This window comes from Ralstonia sp. RRA, assembly GCF_037023145.1.
In the GTDB taxonomy this organism is placed as follows: Bacteria; Pseudomonadota; Gammaproteobacteria; order Burkholderiales; family Burkholderiaceae; genus Ralstonia.
Genome location: NZ_CP146092.1, coordinates 756,190 through 778,653, shown reverse-complemented (window position 1 = coordinate 778,653; position 22,464 = coordinate 756,190). Strand labels below are relative to the sequence as shown.

Annotated in this window: 20 protein-coding genes and 1 pseudogene; 12 read left to right on the top strand and 9 right to left on the bottom strand. The window is 64.9% G+C overall.

The features are described from left to right. Positions 1-25: 25 nt before the first annotated feature. From V6657_RS21585 to V6657_RS21575, 3 genes are all read left to right on the top strand, one after another. The gene (locus V6657_RS21585; RefSeq protein ID WP_048933713.1) at positions 26-538 is read left to right on the top strand and encodes a MarR family transcriptional regulator; all 513 of its coding nucleotides are present in this window, start codon (positions 26-28) and stop codon (positions 536-538) included. Positions 539-648: 110 nt separating this feature from the next. Then, positions 649-1,329, top strand: coding sequence for a PadR family transcriptional regulator (locus tag V6657_RS21580; protein ID WP_048933714.1), 681 nt, complete (start codon positions 649-651; stop codon positions 1,327-1,329). An 86-nt stretch (positions 1,330-1,415) separates the two neighbouring features. Further along, positions 1,416-2,240, top strand: coding sequence for a siderophore-interacting protein (locus tag V6657_RS21575; RefSeq protein ID WP_048933715.1), 825 nt, complete (start codon positions 1,416-1,418; stop codon positions 2,238-2,240). A 29-nt stretch (positions 2,241-2,269) separates the two neighbouring features. Here the strand turns inward: V6657_RS21575 and V6657_RS21570 are convergent, their stop codons facing one another. Then, entirely contained in the window at positions 2,270-2,500 is a 231-nt protein-coding gene (locus V6657_RS21570) for a hypothetical protein (RefSeq protein WP_048933716.1), read from the bottom strand. 240 nt (positions 2,501-2,740) lie between these two features. On the opposite strand from V6657_RS21570, the gene V6657_RS21565 reads away from it, so the two are divergent. After that, a complete protein-coding gene (locus V6657_RS21565) occupies positions 2,741-4,330 on the top strand; it encodes a PAS domain-containing methyl-accepting chemotaxis protein (protein ID WP_048933717.1) in 1,590 nt (529 codons plus the stop codon). Between the two features lie 38 nt (positions 4,331-4,368). Here V6657_RS21565 and V6657_RS21560 read toward each other — a convergent pair whose 3' ends face one another. Next, positions 4,369-7,920, bottom strand: coding sequence for an EAL domain-containing protein (locus V6657_RS21560; RefSeq protein WP_048933852.1), 3,552 nt, complete (start codon positions 7,918-7,920; stop codon positions 4,369-4,371). A 276-nt stretch (positions 7,921-8,196) separates the two neighbouring features. Between V6657_RS21560 and V6657_RS21555 the strand changes: the two genes are divergently transcribed. The 5 genes from V6657_RS21555 to V6657_RS21535 all read left to right on the top strand — a co-directional run bounded on the left by V6657_RS21555 (position 8,197) and on the right by V6657_RS21535 (position 14,044). Then, positions 8,197-10,659, top strand: a complete 2,463-nt coding sequence (locus V6657_RS21555) for a diguanylate cyclase (protein ID WP_048933718.1) — start codon at positions 8,197-8,199, stop codon at positions 10,657-10,659. Between the two features lie 431 nt (positions 10,660-11,090). After that, positions 11,091-11,402: a ferrous iron transport protein A gene (locus V6657_RS21550; RefSeq protein WP_048933719.1), complete on the top strand. Its 312-nt coding sequence runs from the start codon at positions 11,091-11,093 to the stop codon at positions 11,400-11,402. A gap of 47 nt (positions 11,403-11,449) precedes the next feature. Further along, positions 11,450-13,315 carry a ferrous iron transport protein B gene (gene feoB / locus V6657_RS21545; RefSeq protein ID WP_048933720.1) on the top strand — a complete coding sequence of 622 codons (1,866 nt, stop codon included), beginning with the start codon at positions 11,450-11,452 and terminating at the stop codon, positions 13,313-13,315. Continuing rightward, positions 13,312-13,632: a DUF6587 family protein gene (locus V6657_RS21540; RefSeq protein WP_082170188.1), complete on the top strand. Its 321-nt coding sequence runs from the start codon at positions 13,312-13,314 to the stop codon at positions 13,630-13,632. The genes feoB and V6657_RS21540 overlap by 4 nt, the downstream gene beginning before the upstream one ends. 106 nt (positions 13,633-13,738) lie before the next feature. After that, positions 13,739-14,044 (top strand): hypothetical protein, encoded by a 306-nt coding sequence (locus V6657_RS21535; RefSeq protein WP_021192985.1) that lies wholly within the window; start codon positions 13,739-13,741, stop codon positions 14,042-14,044. Positions 14,045-14,060: 16 nt separating this feature from the next. Here the strand turns inward: V6657_RS21535 and V6657_RS21530 are convergent, their stop codons facing one another. The 5 genes and pseudogenes from V6657_RS21530 to V6657_RS21510 form a co-directional block, all read right to left on the bottom strand. After that, entirely contained in the window at positions 14,061-14,306 is a 246-nt protein-coding gene (locus tag V6657_RS21530) for a hypothetical protein (RefSeq protein ID WP_021192986.1), read from the bottom strand. Positions 14,307-14,404: 98 nt separating this feature from the next. Next, positions 14,405-14,863 carry a ferric iron uptake transcriptional regulator gene (fur, locus tag V6657_RS21525; RefSeq protein ID WP_048933721.1) on the bottom strand — a complete coding sequence of 153 codons (459 nt, stop codon included), beginning with the start codon at positions 14,861-14,863 and terminating at the stop codon, positions 14,405-14,407. Between the two features lie 410 nt (positions 14,864-15,273). Beyond that, positions 15,274-16,500 carry a CynX/NimT family MFS transporter gene (locus V6657_RS21520; protein ID WP_048933722.1) on the bottom strand — a complete coding sequence of 409 codons (1,227 nt, stop codon included), beginning with the start codon at positions 16,498-16,500 and terminating at the stop codon, positions 15,274-15,276. After that, a complete protein-coding gene (locus tag V6657_RS21515; RefSeq protein ID WP_048933723.1) occupies positions 16,497-16,952 on the bottom strand; it encodes a nucleoside deaminase in 456 nt (151 codons plus the stop codon). The genes V6657_RS21520 and V6657_RS21515 overlap by 4 nt, the downstream gene beginning before the upstream one ends. A 31-nt stretch (positions 16,953-16,983) precedes the next feature. After that, a pseudogene (locus V6657_RS21510) lies at positions 16,984-17,624 on the bottom strand (ankyrin repeat domain-containing protein). Between the two features lie 125 nt (positions 17,625-17,749). Here V6657_RS21510 and V6657_RS21505 point away from each other — a divergent pair. From V6657_RS21505 to V6657_RS21495, 3 genes are all read left to right on the top strand, one after another. Next, positions 17,750-18,643, top strand: coding sequence for a LysR family transcriptional regulator (locus V6657_RS21505; RefSeq protein WP_048933724.1), 894 nt, complete (start codon positions 17,750-17,752; stop codon positions 18,641-18,643). 24 nt (positions 18,644-18,667) lie between these two features. Next, on the top strand, positions 18,668-19,042 hold the full coding sequence (locus V6657_RS21500) for a GFA family protein (protein ID WP_053166375.1): 375 nt from the start codon (positions 18,668-18,670) through the stop codon (positions 19,040-19,042). A 133-nt stretch (positions 19,043-19,175) separates the two neighbouring features. Next, entirely contained in the window at positions 19,176-19,973 is a 798-nt protein-coding gene (locus V6657_RS21495) for an alpha/beta hydrolase (RefSeq protein WP_048933726.1), read from the top strand. 64 nt (positions 19,974-20,037) lie between these two features. Here the strand turns inward: V6657_RS21495 and ahpF are convergent, their stop codons facing one another. Continuing rightward, positions 20,038-21,612 carry an alkyl hydroperoxide reductase subunit F gene (gene ahpF, locus V6657_RS21490; protein WP_048933727.1) on the bottom strand — a complete coding sequence of 525 codons (1,575 nt, stop codon included), beginning with the start codon at positions 21,610-21,612 and terminating at the stop codon, positions 20,038-20,040. 124 nt (positions 21,613-21,736) lie between these two features. Continuing rightward, entirely contained in the window at positions 21,737-22,300 is a 564-nt protein-coding gene (ahpC, locus tag V6657_RS21485; protein WP_021192992.1) for an alkyl hydroperoxide reductase subunit C, read from the bottom strand. Positions 22,301-22,464: the final 164 nt, after the last annotated feature.

Here is a 22,464-nt window from a genome sequence, read left to right as displayed (position 1 = left end):
AACATAATATTCGAACTCTGACATTATGAGCAAGCGCGCCCCTACCACCAACACGGGCAACACGTTGGACACGCCCTTCATTCCCGAGCCCGGTCAAGGCAAACGCGGTGAGGAAGGCTATCTGGGCTACCTGCTGCGCCAGGCCAACGCGGCGCACCGCCTGCGCATGGAGCGCGCCATGACCGACGTGGGTGTCACGCTGCCGCAGTTCCTAGTGCTGACCATGATCCGCGCCTACCCCGGCGTCTCGAATGCCGACCTCGCCCGCTTGGCCATGCAGACTCCGCAAACCGTGAGCGTGATCGTCGCCAACCTGGAGCGCAGCGGCGCCATCACGCGCCGGCCGCATGCCGTGCACGGCCGCATCCAGCACATCGAGGTGACGCCAGAAGGCGCAGCCCTGCTGGCCGCCTGCCGGAAGCGATCCGGCGGCATTGAACAGGAACTGCTCGAAGGCTTCACACCCGAGGAAGAACAGGTCGTGCGGCGCTGGCTGGTGCACGCGGCCATGGTCGGCAGCGACAAAGCGGCAACCTAACGCCCTGCTCCTCAAACTTTTTTCGCCCTCGTCCTTGACTTCAGGATGGTCGCCACTATCATTCGATGTATCTTAAGATATATCGAATGATGTTCAGCAGGAGCGTGACGATGCACGGATGGTTTGGGCGCCACCACAAAATGTGGATGGAAAAGCATTTCATGATGATGGGCCGGCATGGCCACGGCCGCGGTGGTTTTGGCCGTGGGATGGGCGGTGTGGGTGGTTTTGGCGGCCCGGGCGGCTACGGCGAGGGCGATGACGAAGGCGGCAGCCCCTGGCGCGGCCGGCGACTCAGCTCGGCCGACCTGCAGCTCGTGCTGCTGGCGCTGCTCAAAGGCAGCCCGCGTCACGGCTATGAACTCATCAAGGCGGTGGAAGAACACTCGCTGGGTTTCTACACACCGAGCCCTGGCATGGTCTACCCGGCGCTGTCTTATCTGGAAGACCACGGCTTCGCCTCCGTCACGGCCGAGGGCAACAAAAAGCGCTACGGCATCACGCCCGAAGGCGAGGCTTGGCTGGCCGAACGCCAGCACAGCGCCGACGCCATCCTCGCGCAGCTGCGCGCCATGGGTGAACGCGTCAAACGCATGAACGAAGCCATGGCCTTCGACCGCGAAACCGACGGCTCGGCTGAATGGGCCGACACCGGCAACGACCCGCTGCGCACCGCACGCTGGCGCCTGAAGTTCGCCATCATGGAAAAACGCTTCGCTTCGCGCGAAGAGCAACAACGCGTGGCAGACATCCTGCTACGCGCCCTCAAGGAAATCACTGGGGAACGTTGAGCCGTGCGGCCTTGATCCGGGGTGGCCTACCGCCACCTGGATGACATCTGCGCAGCCATATCTCCCCTCTTTTCCGCAGCCCAACTATGTTCGCCTTCTACCGCACACAAGGTCTCATGTCGCAGCTGCTTAGCCCTCTCAAACCCGCCACGCGCCGTGTGCGCGTGCACGCCATCCACACGCTGTCGCCGCGTATGCGCCGTGTGGTCTTTACCGGTATCTCGCCGACTGACCTGGCCGATCTGGCCGACATGTCGCCGGGCGCCGCAATCAAACTGATGTTTCCACTCAAGGCAAACGGCGCTGCCGATCGCACACTCGGCCGCGCCTACACCATCCGCCGCTACCACGCCGAGCGTGCCGAGCTGGAGGTTGACTTTGTCGTGCACGACGAGACGCCCACTGCGCAACACGGCCCCGCCGCGCGTTGGCTGGAGCACGCCGCCCCGGGCGATGAAGTGGAGTTTGCCGGCCCCAAGCGCGGTTTCCAGGCCAATCCCGCTGCACCGTGGACGTTGCTGGTGGGGGATGAAACCGCGCTGCCGGCCATCTTTGCCATTCTGGAGAGTCTGCCGGAGCGCACGCCCGTGCATGCCTTTATCGCCATCAGCGATGCCCGTGCGCAATTACCACTCGAAGGTGCATTTGCCGGGCACCCGCGCAGCCACGACATCCACTGGATCGAAGCCGATACGGCGCACGCGGGCGCCATGGTGGTGGGCGCGCTGAGCGCACAGACGCTGCCGACAGGCACACCGCAAGTCTTTCTGGCGGGCGAAGCTTCACTGCTCAAACAGGTGCGCACGCTGCTTGAAGACACCTGGGCGGTGCCGCGTGATGCCATCGATGCCAAAGGCTACTGGACAGCAGGGCTCACGCGCGAGCAACGCAAGGCGCAGGAGCGCCGCTAGGCCCCACCTGAGGCTGCGCGCCGGTACCGTCACGCCGCGCCGCGCACCCAATCACCCAGCACGCGCTGCCCATACAGCAGCGCGGCATCCATCGCTTCACGCGGTGAGCCGAACGTGCAACTCGGCAGCACGGGCTGCGAGCCCCTCATCGACTGCCCCTCCGCACTGCGGAAAACCACGTCGATACGGGCCGCCCAACCATGCTCGCCCGCCGGGATCACCCGAGGGACGATCTCCACGTCGCCACAGATCTTGTACACCGTGTTCCTCCATTTCCAGCGGATGCGCCCGCTGCCTTCAAATTAGCAATGGCTATGCCCACGCGTACCCGTTCTGAGGGGCTGGAGGAACCACGCTCCAATTTGATCTGGATCAAATCACGTCACATTTCGGCCGGCTTCGGTCTTTAGTCCCGCGCCAGGCGTGCCGTTGCAAGGGAGGACTCCCGCCCATTCCTGCTGATTTCCGCCTACCTGCGCGCCCACAAGGCGCGGCACATCATGCGCAAGAACCTCCCGGTCACCCAAGCCGAAACCGCACTCGCCCCCACCGACTACCTCATCTCCCGTACCGATCTCAAAGGCCGCATCGTCTTCGCCAACCCGGCGTTCGTGCGCGTGAGCGGCTACTCGTTGGAAGAGCTGATGGGCGCGCCGCACAATCTTGTGCGTCATCCCGACATGCCCGAGGCCGCCTTTGCAGACTTGTGGGCCACGCTGCAAGCCGGCAAGCCGTGGCGCGGCTTCGTCAAGAACCGCCGCAAGGACGGCGGCTTCTACTGGGTGCTCGCCAACGTCACGCCCGTGTTCCAGGGCAGCAACGTCGTCGGCTATACCTCCGTGCGCTCGATGGCCACGCCCTCGCAGATTGCGCGCGCGCAGCGCGCCTACGCCGCCATCAACGAAGGCGACACGTCCTACACCGTGCGTGCCGGTCGCATCCTGCGCACGGGCTGGCGACGCGCCGTCAATCTGTTCCAGCGCGACAGTTTGCGCTTCAGGGTCATCGGGCTGCAAAGCCTGATTGCCGTGGCCATCCTGATTGGCACGCTGTGGGCGCACATCGCATTGGAAGCAGCGGACCTGCACGACAAAACGTGGCTGGTGCTCAGCCGTGACTGGCTGTGGCTGACCGGTGTGGGCTGTGCGGGGCTTGCGACGATGTCGGGCGTGCTGCTGGCGCGCACGCTGATCCGCCCGCTGGAAGAAGCGGCTACGCTGGCCACGCGCCTGGCCGCGGGCGACCTGACCACGGCCGTGGAAGTCCGCTCCAACGATGAGTTGGGCGAGGTCATGCGTGCCATGGCCACCATGCGCGCGAGCCTGTCGTCCATCGTGCACGACATCCAGGATGGCGCCACCAACGTCGCAAATAGCACGCTGCAGATTTCCGCCGGCAACCATGACTTGTCGGCCCGCACCGAGCAGCAAGCTGCCGCGCTGGAAGAAACCGCGTCAAGCATGGAAGAGCTCACGTCCATGGTTGCGCAGAATGCCGATCACGCGCGCGAAGCCAGCGCGCTGGCCGAACAGGCATCGCACATCGCCGCCGACGGCGGACAGGTCGTGCAGCGCGTCGTGCAGACCATGGACGCCATCCGCGCCGACAGCCAGCGCGTGACCGAGATCATCGCCACCATCGAAAGCATCGCCTTCCAGACCAACATCCTCGCACTCAACGCCGCGGTGGAAGCCGCCCGTGCCGGCGAAGAAGGCCGCGGCTTTGCCGTCGTGGCCGGTGAGGTGCGCAGCCTCGCGCAACGCAGCGCGCAGGCTGCTGCCCAGAGCAAGGAGATCATTCGCGCGTCGGATCAGTCCGTGCGCGATGGCGTGGCGCTGGTGCACCAGGCCGGCGCCACCATGACGCAGATCGTGCAATCGGTGCAGACCGTCACGCAGCTCATGTCGGAAATCTCGGCCAGTTCGCGCGAACAGAGCAGCGGCATTGCGCAGATCAACGACTCGGTGTCGCAACTCGATGGAGTGACGCAGCAGAACGCCACGCTGGTGGAAGAAGCCGCAGCAGCCACCTCGGTGCTGGCACGGCAATCAGAAGAGCTGAAGCACGCAGTGGCGGTGTTCCGCGCGTGATGGCGTGCGGGCGCGCGTAGGCCTGCGCCCAGCCGCAGTTACACCGCGAAGCGCCCGTCGCGCTCCAGCAGCGCGGCCACCGCATCGGGCAGCAGCGGCTCGCTGAAGTAGTACCCCTGCAGCACGTCGCATTGGTGCGATGTGAGGAAAGCAGCCTGCGCGGCGTCTTCCACCCCTTCTGCGCACACCTTCACGCCCAGGTTGTGGGCGAGCACCACCACCGTCGTGCAGATGGCCGCGTCGTTGGAATCGCGGTCGATGTCCTTGACGAAGGCGCGGTCGATCTTGATGAGGTCGATCGGCAAGCGCTTCAGATAAGCCAGGCTCGAATAACCGGTACCGAAGTCATCAATGGCAATGCGCACGCCAAGCTGACGGATGGCGGTCAGGTCTTCGATGGTGCGCTCGGTGCCTTCCATCAGCATCGACTCGGTCACCTCCAGCTCCAGGAAGCCCGAGCCGAGGCCGTATTGGCGCTGCAGTTTGAGCAGCGTCGGCAGCACCGTGCCGCGCTTGAACTGCAGCGGCGACACGTTCACGGCAATCGTCAGATCGTCAGCCAGGCCGCGTGCATGCCATTCCGCGCGCTGCTGCGCAGCCTCGGCCAGCACCCAGTTGCCGATATCGACGATCAGCCCACTCTCTTCGGCCACCGGAATGAACGCCGCCGGCGGCAACAGCCCGCGCGTCGGATGAATCCAGCGGATCAGCGCTTCCAGCCCGCACACGCGGCCGGTCTTGGTGTCGATCTGCGGTTGATACAGCAAGCGGAACTGGCCCTGCTCCAACGCTGCCCGGATCTGGTGTTCCAGGTTCAACCGGTACGACACGCCAATGTCCATCTCGGGCGCGAAGAACTCCAGCCGGTTGCGGCCGTTCTGCTTGGCGTAGTACATCGCCATCTCGGCATGGCGGATGAGGGTGTCGGCATCCGAGCCGTGCGTGGGGTACTCCGCCACGCCAATACTCGCCGTCACGAACACTTCGTGCCCTTCCACGCGGATGGCCTCGGCAAACAGGTCAAAGCCGAAATCCACGCCGCGCGAGCCCGCATGCGAGACCACCAGCGCAAACACGTCGCCGCCAAAGCGCGCCACGGTGTCGACCGTGTCGGCTGCATCGCGCAAGCGCTCGGCCACGCGGCGCAGCACCTCATCGCCCAGCAGATGCCCCAGGCTGTCGTTGATGACCTTGAAGCGGTCGATATTGACCAGCGCCACATAGAAGCGGCTGCGCTGGCGCGCGGCCATCTCCACCGACTGCTGCACACGGTCAGCCAGCAGCGTGCGGTTGGGCAGGCCGGTGAGCGGATCGACCGTGGCGTGCTGCGCCAGGCGCGCACGCGTCATCTCCTGCTCGGTCACATCGTCCTGGATGCCGACGTAGTGCGTGACTGCGCCTTTGGCATCGCGTACAGGCGAAAGCAGGAAGTTGTTCAGGAACGGGTGGCCATCCTTGCGGAAATTGCGCAGCAGTACACGGATCTCGCTGGCATCCCGCAGGGCGGTGCGTACTTCGTTCAGCGCCGGCTGACCCGGCTCGGAGGAATGCAGGAAGCGGCAGTTGCGGCCCAGCACCTCATCGGCGCGGTAGCCAGTCATGCGCTCGAAGCCCGGGTTCACGTAGACCAGCGGCATGTCGGGCTGCTGCGCGTCCGCCACGGCAATGCCCGATGGCACGGACTCCACCACACGGCGCAGCAGGCGCAACTGTTCGTCGGACTCGCGGCGCTCGGTGATGTCCTGCATGGTGCCGAAGAGCGCCACGACCTCGTCGCGTTCATTGCGCTCGATGTTGCCGCGCGAGAGCACCCAGCGGTGCTCGCCGTCGCGACGGATCATCTCCAACTCCAGCGAATACGGCTCGCCTTCGGTCACGGCATGGCTGGCGGCTTCGCGGAGCCGGTTGAAGCTGTCGGCGGTAAAGAACTGCGATTGCTGTGCAAACGTGGGGGGCGACCCCACCGGCACGCCGGTCAGCACGTACATGCCGGAAGACCACGTGGTGGAGTCCCGCAGCACGTCCCAGCGCCAGCTACCGAGTTGTGCGATCTGTTCGGCCACGCTCAGGTTCGCCTCGCTCGCGCGCAGTTCCTGCTCCATGGCCGAGCGCTGTGAGATATCGCTCACGCCACCGACCATGCGCACGGCCCGGCCATCCTTGCCGCGATAGATGCTGGCGCGGATCTCCACCGTGCGCGTGGCGCGGTTGGCGTCGATGACACGGCAGACGCTGTGCCAGCTGCCCCGGTCTGAATGCAGCACAGCACGCAGCTGCTGGCCGAACGCATCCACATCGTCGGGATGCACGAACTGGTGGAAAGTCAGTGTGCGCGAGGTACCGCCGCCCATACCGTCGTCCTCGCCGGGGCCCAGTAGTGCGTCGCTGCCCAGCAGCCGGTGCAGGCTCGCATTGGCCCAGGACTCTCCGGTGGCGATATCCCAGTCGAAAATCCAGTCGTTGGTGGCACGCGCCACACGCTGAAAACGCTCCGTCAGCCGATGAACAGTGGCGTCGTGCCGCTGGATGGCCGCGCGCATCTCGTTGAAGGTGCGCTCGAGCAACGACAGCTCATCGCGCGTGGTGCCCTGCTCGACCACGCGCGCGGAGAAATCACCCGCGGCGTAGTGGCGCGCCGCATCCACCAGCGCATCGACGCGCGGCAGCACCAGCCGCCGCATCGCTATCTGAATCAGTGCCAGCAACAGCACGATCATCAACAGGATGGCACCGCCGCCGGCCAGCGCGATGTCGCGCTGCTGGCGAATGATGTCGGTCGCGTCCACCCCCCGCACAATGCGCAGGCGCCCGGCGGCGGCATGCGGCACCACCATGGCTGCATAGGCGCGGCGCACGCCGTCGGTGTCGTCCACCAGTATGGGGTCACCCGGCTGCTGGCCAGCCATGGCCACGAGCGTTCCCTTTGCAATCGTGGGGGCCTGCCCGGGCGTCATCATGGCGTTGATCGATAGCACGTTGCCGGACGCGTCGATCAGGTAGACCGGCGCACCCGGCATGCCGCCGGAGGCTGCCGAAATCAGGGCACTCTGCCGCACGGCCGCGTAGGCCACACCCCGGATGGCGCCATCGCTGGCCACCATCGGCCGCGCTGAAACAACCACGGCCTGGTTGGACGCCTTGCCAATCACGAATGTCGACAGCGCCGGCTGACCGGTCGCCAGGATCTCGTGCACGTATTCACGATCCGACACGTCGATCCCGAGATTGGCCGGATCGGGCGTGCACACCAGCTTGCCGTGCGCGTCAATCACGCCGAGGTTGGAAAGCTCGTTCTGGTTATGGAAGACGCGGTTGACGAAGCGGCTGCATTCCTGCTGGTCCATGCGCAGCGCTGAATCATCGGCCACCAGCACGGAGAGCAGTTCGTTGGCATTGGACAGCACCATCCCGACGCGCGCGGCGGCGGACTCGGTCTCGTGGGTCAGGCGCTGGGCAAGATGGTCGTTGAGCCGGTCACGGTAGAGCGCCACGCCGGCAATCGCCACAACAATGGCCGGCAAGGCGGCCACCGCAGCCAGTGCAAGCAAACGGCCGCGCAGCGTGGTGGGAAAAAAAGCGTGCTTCGGCACTTGAATGACCGGTAGAGCCTTGGTGTGGAGAGCGGATGCACTCTGCGGCTGCACCTCAGTGACGGCACGACATGCGGCTCAGGGGCCGTACGCCAAGGCACACGATGCAGTTGCGGCATCGTGCCGGCTGACGGCTGACGCAGTGCGCAAGCATTTTGCTTGCAATTCCTATCGCACGCAACTTGTGGAAACTGTGTACGCAACTATTGCAATCCACGCGGTTTTGTTGACGTTTCGGGGTTTCCACGGGACCAACTCGCTCTAAAATCCGGGCACATGCCAAACACGCCCGAATTTCGCCCCGTGGGCACCGCCCCACGCCGCCTGTTGTTCCGCCTACTGCCGGGCGTGGTGGTTGCCGCGCTGGTACCGTTTGCGGGGTTGATTGCGGTGGCCATCTCCACGGTGTACGACGACACCCGGCAGGAGATTGACAGCCGCCTGGACCAGGCAATGTCGCAGGCGGCCCGCCCGATCGACGCACGACTGGCCAGCATCATCGACCGCCTCTCCGCCGCCACCGAGGGCGCCTGCGACCTGCACACGCCTGCCGACGGCCAAACCTGGCTCGACACGCATGCCGACTTGCGCGGCGCTTTCGACAACGTACTGGTGGTCGGCACCGACGGCACCCTCCTGGCCGACGCACCGGCGCTGCCTGGACGGCGCGGCGGCGACATGGCCGACCACCCCATCTTCAAGACCGTGCGCGACACGCGTCGGCTCTACATACCGGAGCCGTTCCTTGCACCGGAGGGCAAGCACCCGGTGGCCTCGTTTGCGGCACCGCTGCACAGTAATGACGGCAGCTTTGCTGGGCTGGTGATCGGATCGATCGAGCTATCGCGCAATCCGATGCTCGCCGATCTGGAGGCTGTCCGGATGGGGCGCACCGGGCGCCTGGTGGTGGTGTCGGAAGGGGGCAAATACATCGTCGCGCCGGATCGCTCGCGCCTGCTGCAGCAAGCGCCGGATCTGGCGACGCTGCCCGCGTCTGCGCGTTCGCTCGCGCAGGGCTGGAGCCAGGGCGCTGAATTCACCCCGCCGGGGCAGGCTCCCGTCATCGTCGGCTATCGCCGGCTGAGTGCCGTGCCCTGGAGCGTGGGCGTCTGGTGGCCGGTGCAGGAAGCCTACGCGGGCGCCGCCCGTACGACGCGCACGCTCATTGCGGCCGGCATTGCCTTCGGCGCCGTCTGCCTGCTGTTCGCCTGGTTCTGGATCGAGCGTGCGGTCAGCCCGCTGGAGCGCCTGCGCCACGAGGTGGAAGGCGGTCTGCCGATCCACCCGGTCGCGCCCACTTCTGGCCGCCCGCCCTTGCACGACGCCCACCCGCCCGGCCCGCTCACGCGCCTGGGCGAGCTGGCGGACCCGCAGGTCTCCACATTTGACCCGACCACCGAGGTGGGCGCACTGGCCGTGCGTGTCGGCCACCTCGCCAAGTATTGGGACCAGGCACTGGAGATCAGCGAGCAGGACGTCGCTTTCTTCCGCGCGCTAGCCGAGCAGGCCCCGGTCGGGCTGGCGTTTCTGGATCGCGCGCTGGCGGTGCCGTTTGCCAACGTGCGTTTCGAGCGGCTGCTGGGCACGAGCGCACAGGCCATCAGCCTGGCCTTGCAGGCCAAAGAAGGGGACCCGGTCTCACCTGCAGCACGGGCCGTGGCCACCGCACTTGCCCATCTGCCGCGCGCACCGCTGGCGCTGGCGGATCAGCCGGTCGTGATTACGACGGGGCAAGGTGCCGGGATTGGTGCGGTGCTGCTGACGGCGCGGCCCATCGGCGGGGCAGGCGCGCCGCTGGCCGGGTGGATCGTCGCCGTGGTCGACAGCACGCGCGAGCAACGCGCCAAGGAGGCGCTCGAGCAAGAGGTCCGTGCCGCGCTGCTGGTGCTCGATGCCATCCAGGAGCCGCTGCTGACGATCGACGGCGATGGCATCGTCACGCACGCCAGCCGCGCCATTGAAACGCTCGTTGGCACGCACCCCGCGCGCGCGGTCGGCCAATCGATCAACCGCCTGCTGCACCTGGTGGAGCACGACAGTGGCAGGCGTGTCATCCCCACGCAGTTGCTGCGCTCGGGCGGCACGCTCTCGGGCAGCCTGCGGCTGGAACGCGCCGACGGGCGCCGGCACGATGTGGAGTTGTCATGGGGCCCGCTGCCAGGCACGTCGGGTAGCGGCGTCCTGGTACTGCGCGATGTGTCGGCCACGCGAGAAACCGTGCAGCGCATCGCCTGGGATGCCACGCACGACGTGCTGACCGGGCTGCTGAACCGCCGCGGTTTTGATGCGACCTTGCGCGCGCAGGTCGAAGCGCATCGTGGCGGCAACCCGGTCACGCGTGCGCCGCTGGCCCTCATCATGATCGACCTGGATGGCTTCAAGACCATCAACGACCGCTACGGCCATGCCGCCGGCGACGACGTGCTGCGCGGCGTGGCCGAGCTCGTCGTGCAGAACACGCGCACACAGGATTACGTGGCCCGCCTGGGCGGCGACGAGTTCGCGATCATCCTGCCCAACTGCGACATGCAGGCGGCCGTTACGTTTGCCGACCGCATCCGCGCGGCGCTGGCCCGTCAGCCGCTGCTGGCCGCCGGCGCACGGGCAGAGATTGCGCTCTCACAGGGGGTGGTTGAATTGCATGCAGACGATGCCGACGTCAGCGCCTTCCTGGCACGTGCGGACGCCGCTTGCTACCGCGCCAAAAGCGAAGGCCGCGGCGCGATCGCCAGCGACTAGCATAGTTGGGAATCCGCCTGCGATCCATAGCAAGCGGTTCGGGGGGCCGAGACCGGGCCGGGCAGTAGGATCGTGACTACAATCGGCAGGCACCAAAGAAAAAACCACCGGATAGCGGTATCCGGTGGCCTCAAGAATACGCTTTGAACGGGGAAGTTCAGCGCACTTGAAGGATAGGCAATGACCCCCGCCCGGCCAATACCCAGGATAGGGTAATTTGGCAAAAACCCGGCACCAGTAGCGGTTTTACGCGCACCCCGCGTTTTTGTGCGTTCGGTGCAACGCCCCTCCCCCGGGTGAATCCCTCGTCCGAAATAACCATCCCGGCGACCCAGTGCCGCAGCCCCTTCATGCTTGATGTTGCGATATAATGAAAACGATTCGCATTTACGTAATAATCAACGCATTCAGTAAGTGAGCGACTAGGCACGATGCGGCTTTCCGAGCTTTCCCGCCGGGCAACGGCGGTGGTGGATCACGTTGAAGACCGTGAGTCCGCCGATCCCATCAGCCAACGCCTGCGCGAACTTGGGTTCGTCGCGGGCGAAGTGGTGCGCGTGGTGGCCGTAGGCCCGTTCGGCGGGGATCCGCTGGTCGTGCAGGTCGGCTTTACACGCTTTGCGCTGCGCCGTCAGGAGGCCGCTCGCGTTCGCCTGCGCGCTGAAGCGACCACGCAACCCGCCACGGAGGCTGTTGCCGCCACCGAGGCGGCGCCGCCCGCGCAGGTGCGCGAGGCAGCGTAGCCCACCGCTCGCTGCCGACACTTTCCGGTCCCGCTTATCCGGTCTTCATGCAGATGCACGCTTCTCCCGCTTCCTCTTCCTCGCCGGCATTGCGCGTTGCCCTGGTCGGCAACCCCAATTGCGGCAAGACCGCGCTGTTCAACCTGCTGACCGGCAGCCGCCAAAAGGTGGCCAACTACGCAGGCGTAACGGTTGAGCGCAAAGAAGGCCGCTTCACGGCGCCGTCGGGCCGGCACGTACAGATCCTGGACCTGCCCGGCGCCTACAGCCTGGTCGCCACCAGCCCCGACGAAGCCATCACGCGCGATATCTGCCTGGGCACGTTCCGCGGCGAACCGCGCCCCGACATGCTCATCTGCGTGGTGGACGCCACCAACCTGCGTCTGCACCTGCGCTTCGTGCTTGAGCTGCAACGCCTTGGTCTGCCGATGGTGCTGGCATTGAACATGGTGGATGCGGCCGAACGGCGCGGCATCCGTATCGACCGCGCCAAGCTGGAAGCGGCACTGGGCGTGCCCGTGGTGCAGACCGTGGCCATCAAGCGCAATGGCGCGGCAGAGCTGGTCGCGCACATCGATCACGAGCAACTGCCGACCGTGCCGGTGGGCCTGCCCGCCGATGCCGACCCGCACGTCGAGGTGAAACGCCTGCTCGACGCCGCTGTCACCATGCCGCGCAGCACGGCCGAGCTGGATGACCGGCTCGACCGCATCGTGCTGCATCCGGTGCTGGGCCTGATGTTGCTCGCCGTGCTGATGTTCTTCATGTTCCAGGCGGTGTTCTCCTGGGCGCAGCCGCTCATGGACGGTATCCAGGGTGCCGTGGAAGCGGTGGGCGTTTGGGTCGGCACGGTCATGCCCGACGGCATGCTCAAGAGCCTGCTGGTGAACGGCATCATCGCGGGCACGGGCAGCGTGCTGGTGTTCCTGCCGCAGATCCTGATCCTGTTCCTCTTCATCCTCTCGCTGGAAGAGTCCGGCTACCTGCCGCGCGCGGCCTTCCTGCTTGACCGGCTGATGGCGGGTGCGGGGCTCTCGGGCCGCTCGTTCATTCCGCTGCTCTCCAGCTTTGCGTGTGCGATTCCCGGCGTGATGGCCACGCGCACGATCCAGGACCCGCGCGACCGGCTGGTGACGATTCTCGTGGCACCGCTGATGACGTGTTCGGCGCGGCTGCCGGTGTATGCGCTGCTGATTGGCGCGTTCATTCCGGTGCGCGAGGTGTGGGGCGTGTTCAACCTGCAGGGGCTGGTGCTGTTCGGGCTGTACATGGCCGGCATCGTGTCGGCGCTGGTCGTGGCCTACGTACTCAAGTACCTCAAGCGCGATCGCAACGAGCACCCGCTCATCCTGGAGCTGCCGTCGTATCGGCTGCCGAGCGTGCGCAACCTCGCTGTGGGTCTACTGGAACGCGCGCGTATCTTCCTGCGCCGAATCGGCACGGTCATCCTGAAGATGATGGTGCTGCTGTGGTTCCTGTCGACGTTCCCGTCGCCGCCCGCAAACGCCACCTTGCCGGCCATCGACTACAGCTTTGCCGGCATGATCGGCCGCGCGCTGGAAGTCGTGTTCGCGCCGATCGGCTTCACATGGCAGATGTGCATCGCACTGATTCCTGGCATGGCCGCACGCGAAGTGGCCGTGGGTGCGCTGGCAACGGTGTATTCGCTGTCGGCCACGCATGAGGATGCCGCCGCGCAACTGGCGCCGATCATTGCTCAGCAATGGTCGCTGGCCACGGCGCTGGCCTTTCTGGCGTGGTACGTGTACGCGCCGCAATGCATCTCGACGCTGGCCACCATCCGCCGCGAGACCAACTCGTGGAAGGTGATGGCGGGCACGGCCGGTTATCTCTTCGCGCTGGCCTACCTGGCCGCCTTCGCCACCTACCAGATCGCACGGGTGCTGACATGAGCCTGTACCACGTTGTCGAAACCGGCGTCGTCGCGACAGTCGTGGCGATGAGCGCGCTGTCGATTACCGGTCGCTATGCACCGACCATGCGTGCCCGCACAATGGCGCGCGTGGCCGGCTGGTGTGATCGGCCATCGCGACCGGACTGGATGCGTGCTTTCGGGCAACGTTTGCTTACGCCGGGAGCATCGCCGTCATGTCACTCCGATCCGCTCTCGGGCAGCGCATGCGGCAGTGGTTGCAGCGGCTGCGCCTCGGGCGAATCGTCATCGGCTGCGGCAGCTGAACAGCCAATCCACTTCATGCGCCGCAAATAGCAGACGACGCAACGTCACAACACCAACGGGCTCGCATCATGCGGGCCCGTTTTATTTTTGTGGAACGCAGGCGTAGACTGGTCCAAACCTGAACGGGGGACGCGTCATGACCGAAGAACTGCTGGTCCAGTTGATTGCGGAAGTCGAGAAGGAAGACCCGGTGGATTTCGCCAACCTGCCCTTTGACGAGCAGATGCTGCGCGACCTGGTCTGCAAGCTGGTCTCGCGCCAGCTCACGCAAATGGAAGATGCCCACTTCAGCCAGGACGAGGTGATCGTCTCGCTCACGGCGAGCATTGCCAAACTGGTGCTGGAGAATCTCGTACTGAATGCGCGCCTGCTGGCACAGCAGGGCCACGGCGAAAGCGCCCGCGCACTGCTCGAGCGTATCGCCCGACAGGCGAAGGGCTGACGCCCAAACCTGGGCGTTACGACGCTACGTTGTACTGGGTGCGCGCCCGCGTCAGCAGACGCTTGGCGACCGACAGACCGCGAATGGCGGCGGCGTCGTCATCGCTGGGAAAATCGAATTCGGCGCTCCAGTTACAGCCGGTGTGATCGGGCCGGTGAATGCACATGGTGCGCAGTTCGCAGTTGGCACATTCCGGATGCTGCTGAACGCAGCGGGCCAGCAGGGTCTTGAGTTCATCTTCGGACTTCAGACGGCGTTGCATCGGCATCTCCTGGGTAACACGATGTGTTGGAACCCACGGCAGCGGATGAGTTTCGCCACGATCCCGCCGATGATGTTTCCAGGCGTTACGGGATCACATCAATGTGAAGCGCGCTCCGAAGCCAACGGCGCACCTGCTTTGGCCTGGCATGCAGGGCACACACCGTACAGCGCCAGCGCGTGATCGCGCAGCACGAAGCCGCGCTCACTTGCCACACGCTCCTGACGGGCCTCGATGGCATCGTCGTGAAACTCTTCCACGCGGCCGCACGACATGCAGATCAGGTGATCGTGATGCGCACCTTCGTTGATCTCATACACCGCATGGCCGGCCTCGAACGTATGACGCAGCAGCACACTGGCATCCACCAGTTGGTTGAGGACGCGGTAGACCGTCGAGATGCCGATGTCGAGATCCGACGTCAGCAACTGACGATAAACGTCTTCCGCACTCAGGTGACGGCCGTGGTCCGTGCCGGCAGCAAGGATTTCCAGAATCTTGACGCGCGGTGACGTGGCTTTGAGCCCAGCACGGCGCAGGTCGGTCGAATTTGGCATGGCGTTCGGGGGCGTAAGGCTAGGAGGTCAGCGTAGACAGCGCAGCAGGGCCGGAAGCGGCGTCGCAATCGTGCAGACGGAGGTTCCGAAAAAAGACGGCATGGCTGGCGGCCCGGGAAAGTCGCAGTCGGGAAAGCGGGGTCTGAGTGCTTTCCCGACTGTCGGGCGGCTTGCTACTGCCAAACGCTCTGTGTGTCAGAGCGGTCCCCACAAAAGATCGGTTGCTGGGGTGCCAGGCATTCAACGGCCGGCACACTCACAGCGGAATTCGGTTCGACAGGTTGCGCTTGGCGGTTTTTCCATCGGCCGCAGCGCTGTCGATGGACAAACTATAAATGCGAATGATTCGCATTACAAGCCTTTTCTGAAAATCGTCGAAGACCCTTGGTGGGATGGGGTCGGGAGGCGCGTTAGATGCGCCCCATGGCACGAGCGTAACCCGCCGGCGCAAAGCGCAGCGTTGCGACCATGGCGGCAAGCACGATGGCGATCAGTAGCAGCCACGGCATCTGAAAGCCGCCCGTCAATTCGCGCAGCCAGCCCACTGCGTAGGGAATGATCCCCGTGATGATGAAGCCGATGCCTTGCACGAACGCCGCGAGATGACCCGCAGCACGCGCATCAGGCAGATGGTCTAGCGTCAGCGTCAGACACAGCGAGAACATGGAGCCCAGGCCGCAACCGATCAGCGCGACCCAGAGCAGCGTCCCGCTTTGCGGAGCGAGCAGCAGACCGGTCATGCCCATCAACTGCGCCAGCAACATGGCCGCCAGCCACGGGCGGCGATCCGGTTGCCGCCGCGCGAGCAATGGCGCCCCAAACGCCCCGATCACCTGGAAGATCGTCATCACGCCGATGAGGCCGCCGGCATCCTGCGCGCTCCAGCCGAGTTGGCGATAGAACATCGGCAGCCACGCAATCATGCTGGTGTAGCCAGCGTTGGTTGCCCCAAAGTAGAACGCCAGCAGCCACGCGCGCCGATTGCCGAAAAAGTTGAGCACGGGCCCGTGCTGCGTGGTTGGCAGTGCCTCGCGCGGGCGGGCAGTCACCCACAACACCAGCGCGGCCAGCGCCGGCAACACCCAGATGCCAAGGCCCACGTGCCAGTCGGCCACGTGCGCAATGCGCGGGCCGAGCGTGGCCGCCATGCCGCCGCCCGCCATGAGTGAGGCGGAATACAAACCCAGCGTGAGCGGCACACGCTGCGGAAACCAACGCTTGATGATGCCTGGCGCCAAACCCTGAATGATCGCGACGCCCGTACCGGCCAGCGCCGCGCTGGCAATCAGTGCGGCGCCGTGCTCGGCCCACAACCGCCACAAGCACGCTCCTGCAATTGCCAGCAGGCTGCACACGATGCCGCGGTGCTCGGCCATCCAACGCGCCAGCCACGGAATGAATAGCGCGATGCCGCCCATGCACAGCACCGGGATCACGGTCAGCATCGACACGCCTTGCAGGCCGAGGCCCGTGCCTGCGCGAATCTCCGCCAGCAGCGGGCCGATCGTCGTGAGGATGGGGCGCAAGTTCAGGCCGAGCGCAATCACCACCAGCACACCGATCCAGCCGGCATCGGCGCGCGCAGGCGCTACAGCGGACGCAGCCGGCGTGACCTGCTGTGCAGTCGCCTCGGTCACGATTGGTGCGCCTGCCACGCTTCGTACAAGCCCTGCTCGCCCGTCGGCCGCAGTGCACGCATCTGCAGTGCGCGCGCTTGCGGCTCACGCTTGAACTCCTCGTAGATGGCGGCGGTGGACATGCCGAACGGCGCGCCGTCTTCGTTCGAATACGCAAAGTACGCGGCGCGGATGCCGCAGCGATGCATGGCGGCAAAGCACATCGGGCACGGATGGCCGCTGGCGTACATGACGGCGCCGCTCATGTCCGGTGTGGCCAGCGCGTGGCTGGCCTGGCGGATAGCCTGCATCTCGGCATGGGCGGTCGGGTCGTGGGTGGTGTGCACCTCGTTCACGGCACGGGCGATGATCTTGCCGTCGCGCACCAGCACGGCGCCAAACGGTGCGCCGCCGGCGTTGATGTTGGCACGGGCCAGCTCAACCGCCTCGTGCATGTACTGTTCACCGGACATCGTGATCTCCTGAATCTCTTGAAAAGGGGGTTTAGCGCGCGCCGGCAGCGATGAGCATGTCGGCAATCGCCTTCTGGCCGCGCTCGCACGCATGCTGCAGCGGCGTCACGCCCATGCGGTCGGCAAGATTGACGTCAGCACCGTGGTCGATCAGCAGGCGGACGATCTGCTGGTGGCGCGGCCCGCCGTCGCTCAGCAGGATGGCTTCGAGCAGCCCTGTCCAGCCGAGGTTGTTGACGTGGTTCACGTCGACACCGGCGTCGATCAGCGTCTTGACAACCTCCACGTGGCCGCGCTCGCAAGCCGGGATCAAGGCTGTGCCGCCGTAGCGGTTGGTGCTCTTGAGGTTGGCGCCATGACTGAGTGTCATGCGCAAGATGTCCAGGTGCCCTCTGCACCGGCCAGCAGATAGGCGCTGTCGAGGCGCTTGTTCTGGGCGTTGACATCGGCGCCGGCGTCGATCAGGGCGCGCGCGGTGTCGACATGGTTGCCATGCGTGGCGAGCAGCAGCGGTGTGTTATCGCCGCCGTCGCGCACATCCACCGAAACGCCCTGGCGCAGTTGCTCGGTCACCCTGGCGGTGTCGCCCTTGGCTGCGGCGCTCAACAGCCACGCCGGTTCGCCAGCGGCCGCACCTGCGGTTGGGGCACCCAAGGCACACGCCAGAACCATCCAGCGCTTCCAGACACGCAATGCCATGCGGCTCCCCCCATCCATGCTGAATAACCGGTCGATTATGGTTGCGCCTCTAAACATGTTCAAATTAAATAGTGGAATGACCTTCAGTGGATTTTCAAATGATCGATCTGGTCTTGCTGCGCAGCTTCGTCACGGTGGTCGACACGGGCAATTTCACGCGGGCGGCGGAGCACCTGCACCTCACACAATCGACGGTGAGCCAGCAGATCCTGCGGCTGGAGCAGCAACTGAACTGCCGCCTGCTCGATCGCAGCCAGCGGCAGGTGCTGCCCACCGAAGAAGGCGACCGCCTGCTCGGCTACGCGCGCCGGCTGCTACGTCTGGCTGGTGAGGCCAGCGAGGCGCTCAGCCCGGAACACACCGAGGGCGTGCTGCGCCTGGGCGTGCCGGAAGACCTCGGCAGCGGTGCGTTGATGCCGCTCATCGCCAGCTTTGCGCGCGAGCGGCCGCGCCTGCGGCTGGAAGTGGAAAGTGGCCTGTCCCACCACCTGCTGCGGCTGTACCGCAATGGCGATCTGGACATGCTGCTGGTCAAACAATGGGGCACCGACAGCGACTGCCATGCGCGCTGGGCGGAACCGGTCTGCTGGATCGATAGCGCTGAGCGGCCGCACACGCTGCCGCTCGGGCCGACACAGCCCGCGCTGCCGCTGGTGGTGTTTCCGGTGGGCGCGCTGTATCGGCAGGAGATGCTGCACGCGCTGGAATCGCTCGGCCAGGCGTGGCGCATCACATATTCGAGCCCGAGCCTGGCAAGCCTGTGCGCGGCGGTCAGCGCAGGGTTGGGCGTGAGCCTGCTGCCGGCCAGTTGCATGCAGCCCGGGCATCGCATGCTCAGCACCGCCGACGGTTTTCCGGAGATCGGCGGGCTGGAACTGGCGCTCTTTGCGCGGTCCGACCTGGACAGCGCAGGGCGCGTGCTCCGCGATCGCCTTGTGGAGATGTGCAGCGAACGGGCGACGGCACTGCAAGTCGGAGCGTATCCTGCCTAGCCCCACACGATGCGAAGAGACACGATGCAACACACGGGAACATGCCACTGCCAAGCCGTCGCCTTCATGTTCGACGCGGAACTCGATGAACTGATCCGCTGCAACTGCTCACTGTGCAGCAAGCGCAATGCGCTGATGGCGACCGTGCCGCGCGAGCGCTTCCACATCACGCACGGCCAGGACGCGCTACGCCTGTACCGCTGGAACAGCGGCATCGCCCAGCACTATTTTTGCGGTACGTGCGGCATCTATGTCTATCACCAGCGCCGCAGCAATCCCGAGTTTCTCAGCGTGAACGCGTACTGCATCGACAGCGTGGATGCTGCCGCATTGCCCGTACGAGAGGTCGATGGCAAGAGCCGGAGCGTGGTGAGTCCGCAGCCGCAAGGCGACCAGTGACGCCCGAGGTCGGGCGCCGCGTTGACATCGAGTCACCCTGGCCGATATCATCGGTACCAATTTCGAACGCCCTCCCGGTCCGCCGCGAGGGCGCTTCTTTTTGGCTTTCCACACCCAAAAAGGAGTCTTCGAAATGCACCGCAACCTCTTGCCGCCCCAGCCCTCGAACACCCACCTTGGCTTCACGCTCCACGGCTCCGGGCCAGAGCACGTGCTCGTCATGCATGACTGGCTGGGCGACCACACCAACTACGACGCCATACTGCCCTACCTGGACAGCACGGCCTTCACCTACGCCTTTGTCGACCTGCGCGGCTACGGCCTGTCCATGCACCTCGCGGGTGCCGTCACCATCAACGAAATTGCTACCGATAGCTTTGCCGTGGCGGATCACCTCGGCTGGCGGCAATTTCATCTAGTCGGCCACTCCATGACCGGGATGGCAACGCAGCGCATGGCAGCCGACGCCCCGGAGCGCATCCAGAGCGCGGTGGCGATCTGCCCGATTTCCGCTGCGGGCAACCCGCTCCCAGAAGCCGCTGCCGCGTTCTTTGCCAGCACGTGTGACAACGACGCGGCGTTCTGCCGTTTGATCCAGTTCGTCACAGGTGGTCTATCGGATGGATGGGCCAAGGCAAAGCTGCGCCAGAACAGAGCGTGCACCGCGCCCGAATACCGTCCGCGCTACCTGCACATGCTGACGACAACCCGCTTCGTCGAAGACGTGCAAGGGCTGGAAACGCCGTTCCTGATCATCGTCGGAAGCAACGACCCTGGCCTGGATGAAACGGCCATGAAGCAGACCTTCCTTGCTTGGCATCCCAATGCGGAATTGGTGACACTGTCGCAGTGCGGTCACTACCCGATGCAGGAATGTCCGCCGCATTTCGTACAGGTGGTCGAGCGCTTTCTACTGAGGCACACGCGCTAGACGAAAAAAAAGCCGGACCTGCTTTCGCAAGGTCCGGCTTTCTCCATCGGATAACGCTTCAGGCTCACGCAGCTTCCGCCAGCGGCACCCGGATCAGGTGATCGAACGCAGACAGCGCAGCCTTGGCACCATCACCCGTGGCGATGATGATCTGCTTGTACGGCGTGGTGGTCGCATCGCCTGCAGCGAACACGCCTTCCGCGCTGGTCTGACCGCGCGCATCGACAACGATCTCGCCAAAGCGGTTGCGCTCCACCGCGCCATCCAGCCACTCGGTGTTGGGCACCAGACCGATCTGCACGAACACGCCTTCCAGCGCGATCTCGTGCTCGACGCCGCCCACGCGGTCCTTGTAGCGCAGACCGTTCACCTTCTCACCGTTGCCGGTGATCTCGCTGGTCTGTGCGTTGGTGACGATGGTCGCGTTCGGCAGGCTCTTCAGCTTGCGCACCAGCACGGCGTCTGCCTTCAGTTCTTCAGCAAACTCCAGCAGCGTGACGTGGTTGACCAGGCCAGCCAGGTCGATGGCGGCTTCCACACCAGAATTGCCACCGCCAATCACGGCCACGCGCTTGCCCTTGAACAGCGGGCCATCGCAGTGCGGGCAGTACGCCACGCCCTTGTTCTTGTATTCCTGCTCGCCGGGCACGTTCACATTGCGCCAGCGTGCACCGGTCGACAGGATGATCGAGCGGCCCTTGAGCACCGCACCATTGGCCAGCGTCACCTCGGCAAAGCCGCCCGGCGCATCAGCCGGCGTGAGCTTGACTGCGCGCTGCGCGTTCATGATGTCGACCTCGTACTGGCGCACGTGCTGCTCCAGCGCGGCGGCAAACTTCGGCCCTTCGGTTTCCGACACGGAGATGAAGTTCTCGATGGCCAGCGTATCCAGCACCTGACCACCAAAGCGCTCGGCCACCACGCCAGTGCGCACACCCTTGCGTGCTGCGTACACGGCAGCTGCAGCGCCGGCCGGGCCACCGCCCACGATCAGCACTTCATACGGCTCCTTGGCGGCGAGCTTTTCAGCATCACGCGCTGCGGCACCGGTGTCGATCTTGGCGAGGATCTCTTCCACGCCCATGCGGCCCGTGCCGAAGGTTTCACCGTTCAGGAACACCGTCGGCACCGCCATGATCTTGCGCTGCTCGATTTCGTCCTGGTACATGCCGCCGTCAATGGCGACGTGCTGGATGCGCGGGTTGATCACGGACATCACGTTCAGCGCCTGGACCACGTCCGGGCAGTTCTGGCACGTGAGCGACATGTAGGTCTCGAAGCGGAAATCCCCTTCGATGTTGCGAATCTGTTCGATGACGTCGGCTTCGAGCTTGGGCGCATAGCCGCCCACTTGCAGCAGCGCCAGCACGAGCGAGGTGAACTCGTGACCCGTCGGGATCGCGGCAAAACGCACGCTCACATCGGAGCCGGTGCGGCGGATCAGGAACGACGGCGCACGCTCAGCCGCGTCACGTTGTTCGGTCAGCACGATCATGCTGGACTGCTCGGCCACATCACGCAGCAGGTCCATCATGTCGCGGGAGCCCTCGCTGTCATCGACGTTGGCGACCAGTTCAATGGGCTGCACGAGGCGTTCGAGGTAGGCCTTCAGTTGGGCCTTGACATCAGCATCCAGCATGACGACTTCCTTTATTCGTTTTGATTCAGTTACGGGGCGCGGCACATGCCTGCGCCCTTAAGCAAACGGCCGGCAGAGCCGGCCGTTTTTCACGCTGCATTTCTGCAGCAACAGCCTTTACAACTTAGATCTTGCCGACCAGATCCAGCGACGGCTTGATGGTCTTCGCGCCTTCGTTCCACTTGGCCGGGCACACGTTGCCCGGGTTGTTGGCGACGAACTGGGCAGCCTTGAGCTTGCGCAGGGTTTCCTTCACGTCACGTGCGATGGCGTTGTCGTGCACTTCCAGCGTCTTGATCGTGCCTTGCGGGTCGATCACGAACGTGCCGCGCAGAGCCAGGCCTTCTTCGGGGATGTGCACGCCGAAAGCGTTGGTCAGTGCGTGCGTGGGGTCGCCCACCAGCGGGAACTGTGCCTTGCCCACGGCCGGCGAGGTTTCGTGCCACACCTTGTGCGAGAAGTGCGTGTCGGTCGTAACGATGTAGACCTCAGCGCCGGCCTTTTGGAATTCTGCATAGTTGTCAGCAGCATCTTCCACTTCGGTCGGGCAGTTGAACGTGAACGCGGCCGGCATGAAGATCAGCACGGACCACTTGCCCTTGAGCGACTCTTCCGTAACGGTGATGAACTTGCCGTTGTGGAAAGCTTCGGCCTTGAACGGTTGAACTTGCGTATTAATCAGCGACATAGTGGTTTTCGGTTGAGTTGCTTGGTTGACGACGGGAGTGATCGTATCGTCGATCACTGCATTGCACAAGTTGATTGATCTGATTTCGTCGATTGTTTTTTTCTATTGCGACACTAAGCACCGCCTCCCGCGAGAGCGGTGGCGGGTATCTCACGCGGCTCCGA

Bases quoted from the DNA above. Each gene is read 5' to 3' on its own strand.
- V6657_RS21585 (WP_048933713.1), top strand. From the start codon at position 26: ATGAGCAAGCGCGCCCCTACCACCAACACGGGCAACACGTTGGACACG.
- V6657_RS21580 (WP_048933714.1), top strand. From the start codon at position 649: ATGCACGGATGGTTTGGGCGCCACCACAAAATGTGGATGGAAAAGCAT.
- V6657_RS21575 (WP_048933715.1), top strand. From the start codon at position 1,416: ATGTTCGCCTTCTACCGCACACAAGGTCTCATGTCGCAGCTGCTTAGC.
- V6657_RS21565 (WP_048933717.1), top strand. From the start codon at position 2,741: ATGCGCAAGAACCTCCCGGTCACCCAAGCCGAAACCGCACTCGCCCCC.
- V6657_RS21555 (WP_048933718.1), top strand. From the start codon at position 8,197: ATGCCAAACACGCCCGAATTTCGCCCCGTGGGCACCGCCCCACGCCGC.
- V6657_RS21550 (WP_048933719.1), top strand. From the start codon at position 11,091: ATGCGGCTTTCCGAGCTTTCCCGCCGGGCAACGGCGGTGGTGGATCAC.
- feoB (WP_048933720.1), top strand. From the start codon at position 11,450: ATGCAGATGCACGCTTCTCCCGCTTCCTCTTCCTCGCCGGCATTGCGC.
- V6657_RS21540 (WP_082170188.1), top strand. From the start codon at position 13,312: ATGAGCCTGTACCACGTTGTCGAAACCGGCGTCGTCGCGACAGTCGTG.
- V6657_RS21535 (WP_021192985.1), top strand. From the start codon at position 13,739: ATGACCGAAGAACTGCTGGTCCAGTTGATTGCGGAAGTCGAGAAGGAA.
- V6657_RS21530 (WP_021192986.1), bottom strand. From the start codon at position 14,306: ATGCAACGCCGTCTGAAGTCCGAAGATGAACTCAAGACCCTGCTGGCC.
- fur (WP_048933721.1), bottom strand. From the start codon at position 14,863: ATGCCAAATTCGACCGACCTGCGCCGTGCTGGGCTCAAAGCCACGTCA.
- V6657_RS21515 (WP_048933723.1), bottom strand. From the start codon at position 16,952: ATGTCCGGTGAACAGTACATGCACGAGGCGGTTGAGCTGGCCCGTGCC.
- V6657_RS21505 (WP_048933724.1), top strand. From the start codon at position 17,750: ATGATCGATCTGGTCTTGCTGCGCAGCTTCGTCACGGTGGTCGACACG.
- V6657_RS21500 (WP_053166375.1), top strand. From the start codon at position 18,668: ATGCAACACACGGGAACATGCCACTGCCAAGCCGTCGCCTTCATGTTC.
- V6657_RS21495 (WP_048933726.1), top strand. From the start codon at position 19,176: ATGCACCGCAACCTCTTGCCGCCCCAGCCCTCGAACACCCACCTTGGC.
- ahpF (WP_048933727.1), bottom strand. From the start codon at position 21,612: ATGCTGGATGCTGATGTCAAGGCCCAACTGAAGGCCTACCTCGAACGC.
- ahpC (WP_021192992.1), bottom strand. From the start codon at position 22,300: ATGTCGCTGATTAATACGCAAGTTCAACCGTTCAAGGCCGAAGCTTTC.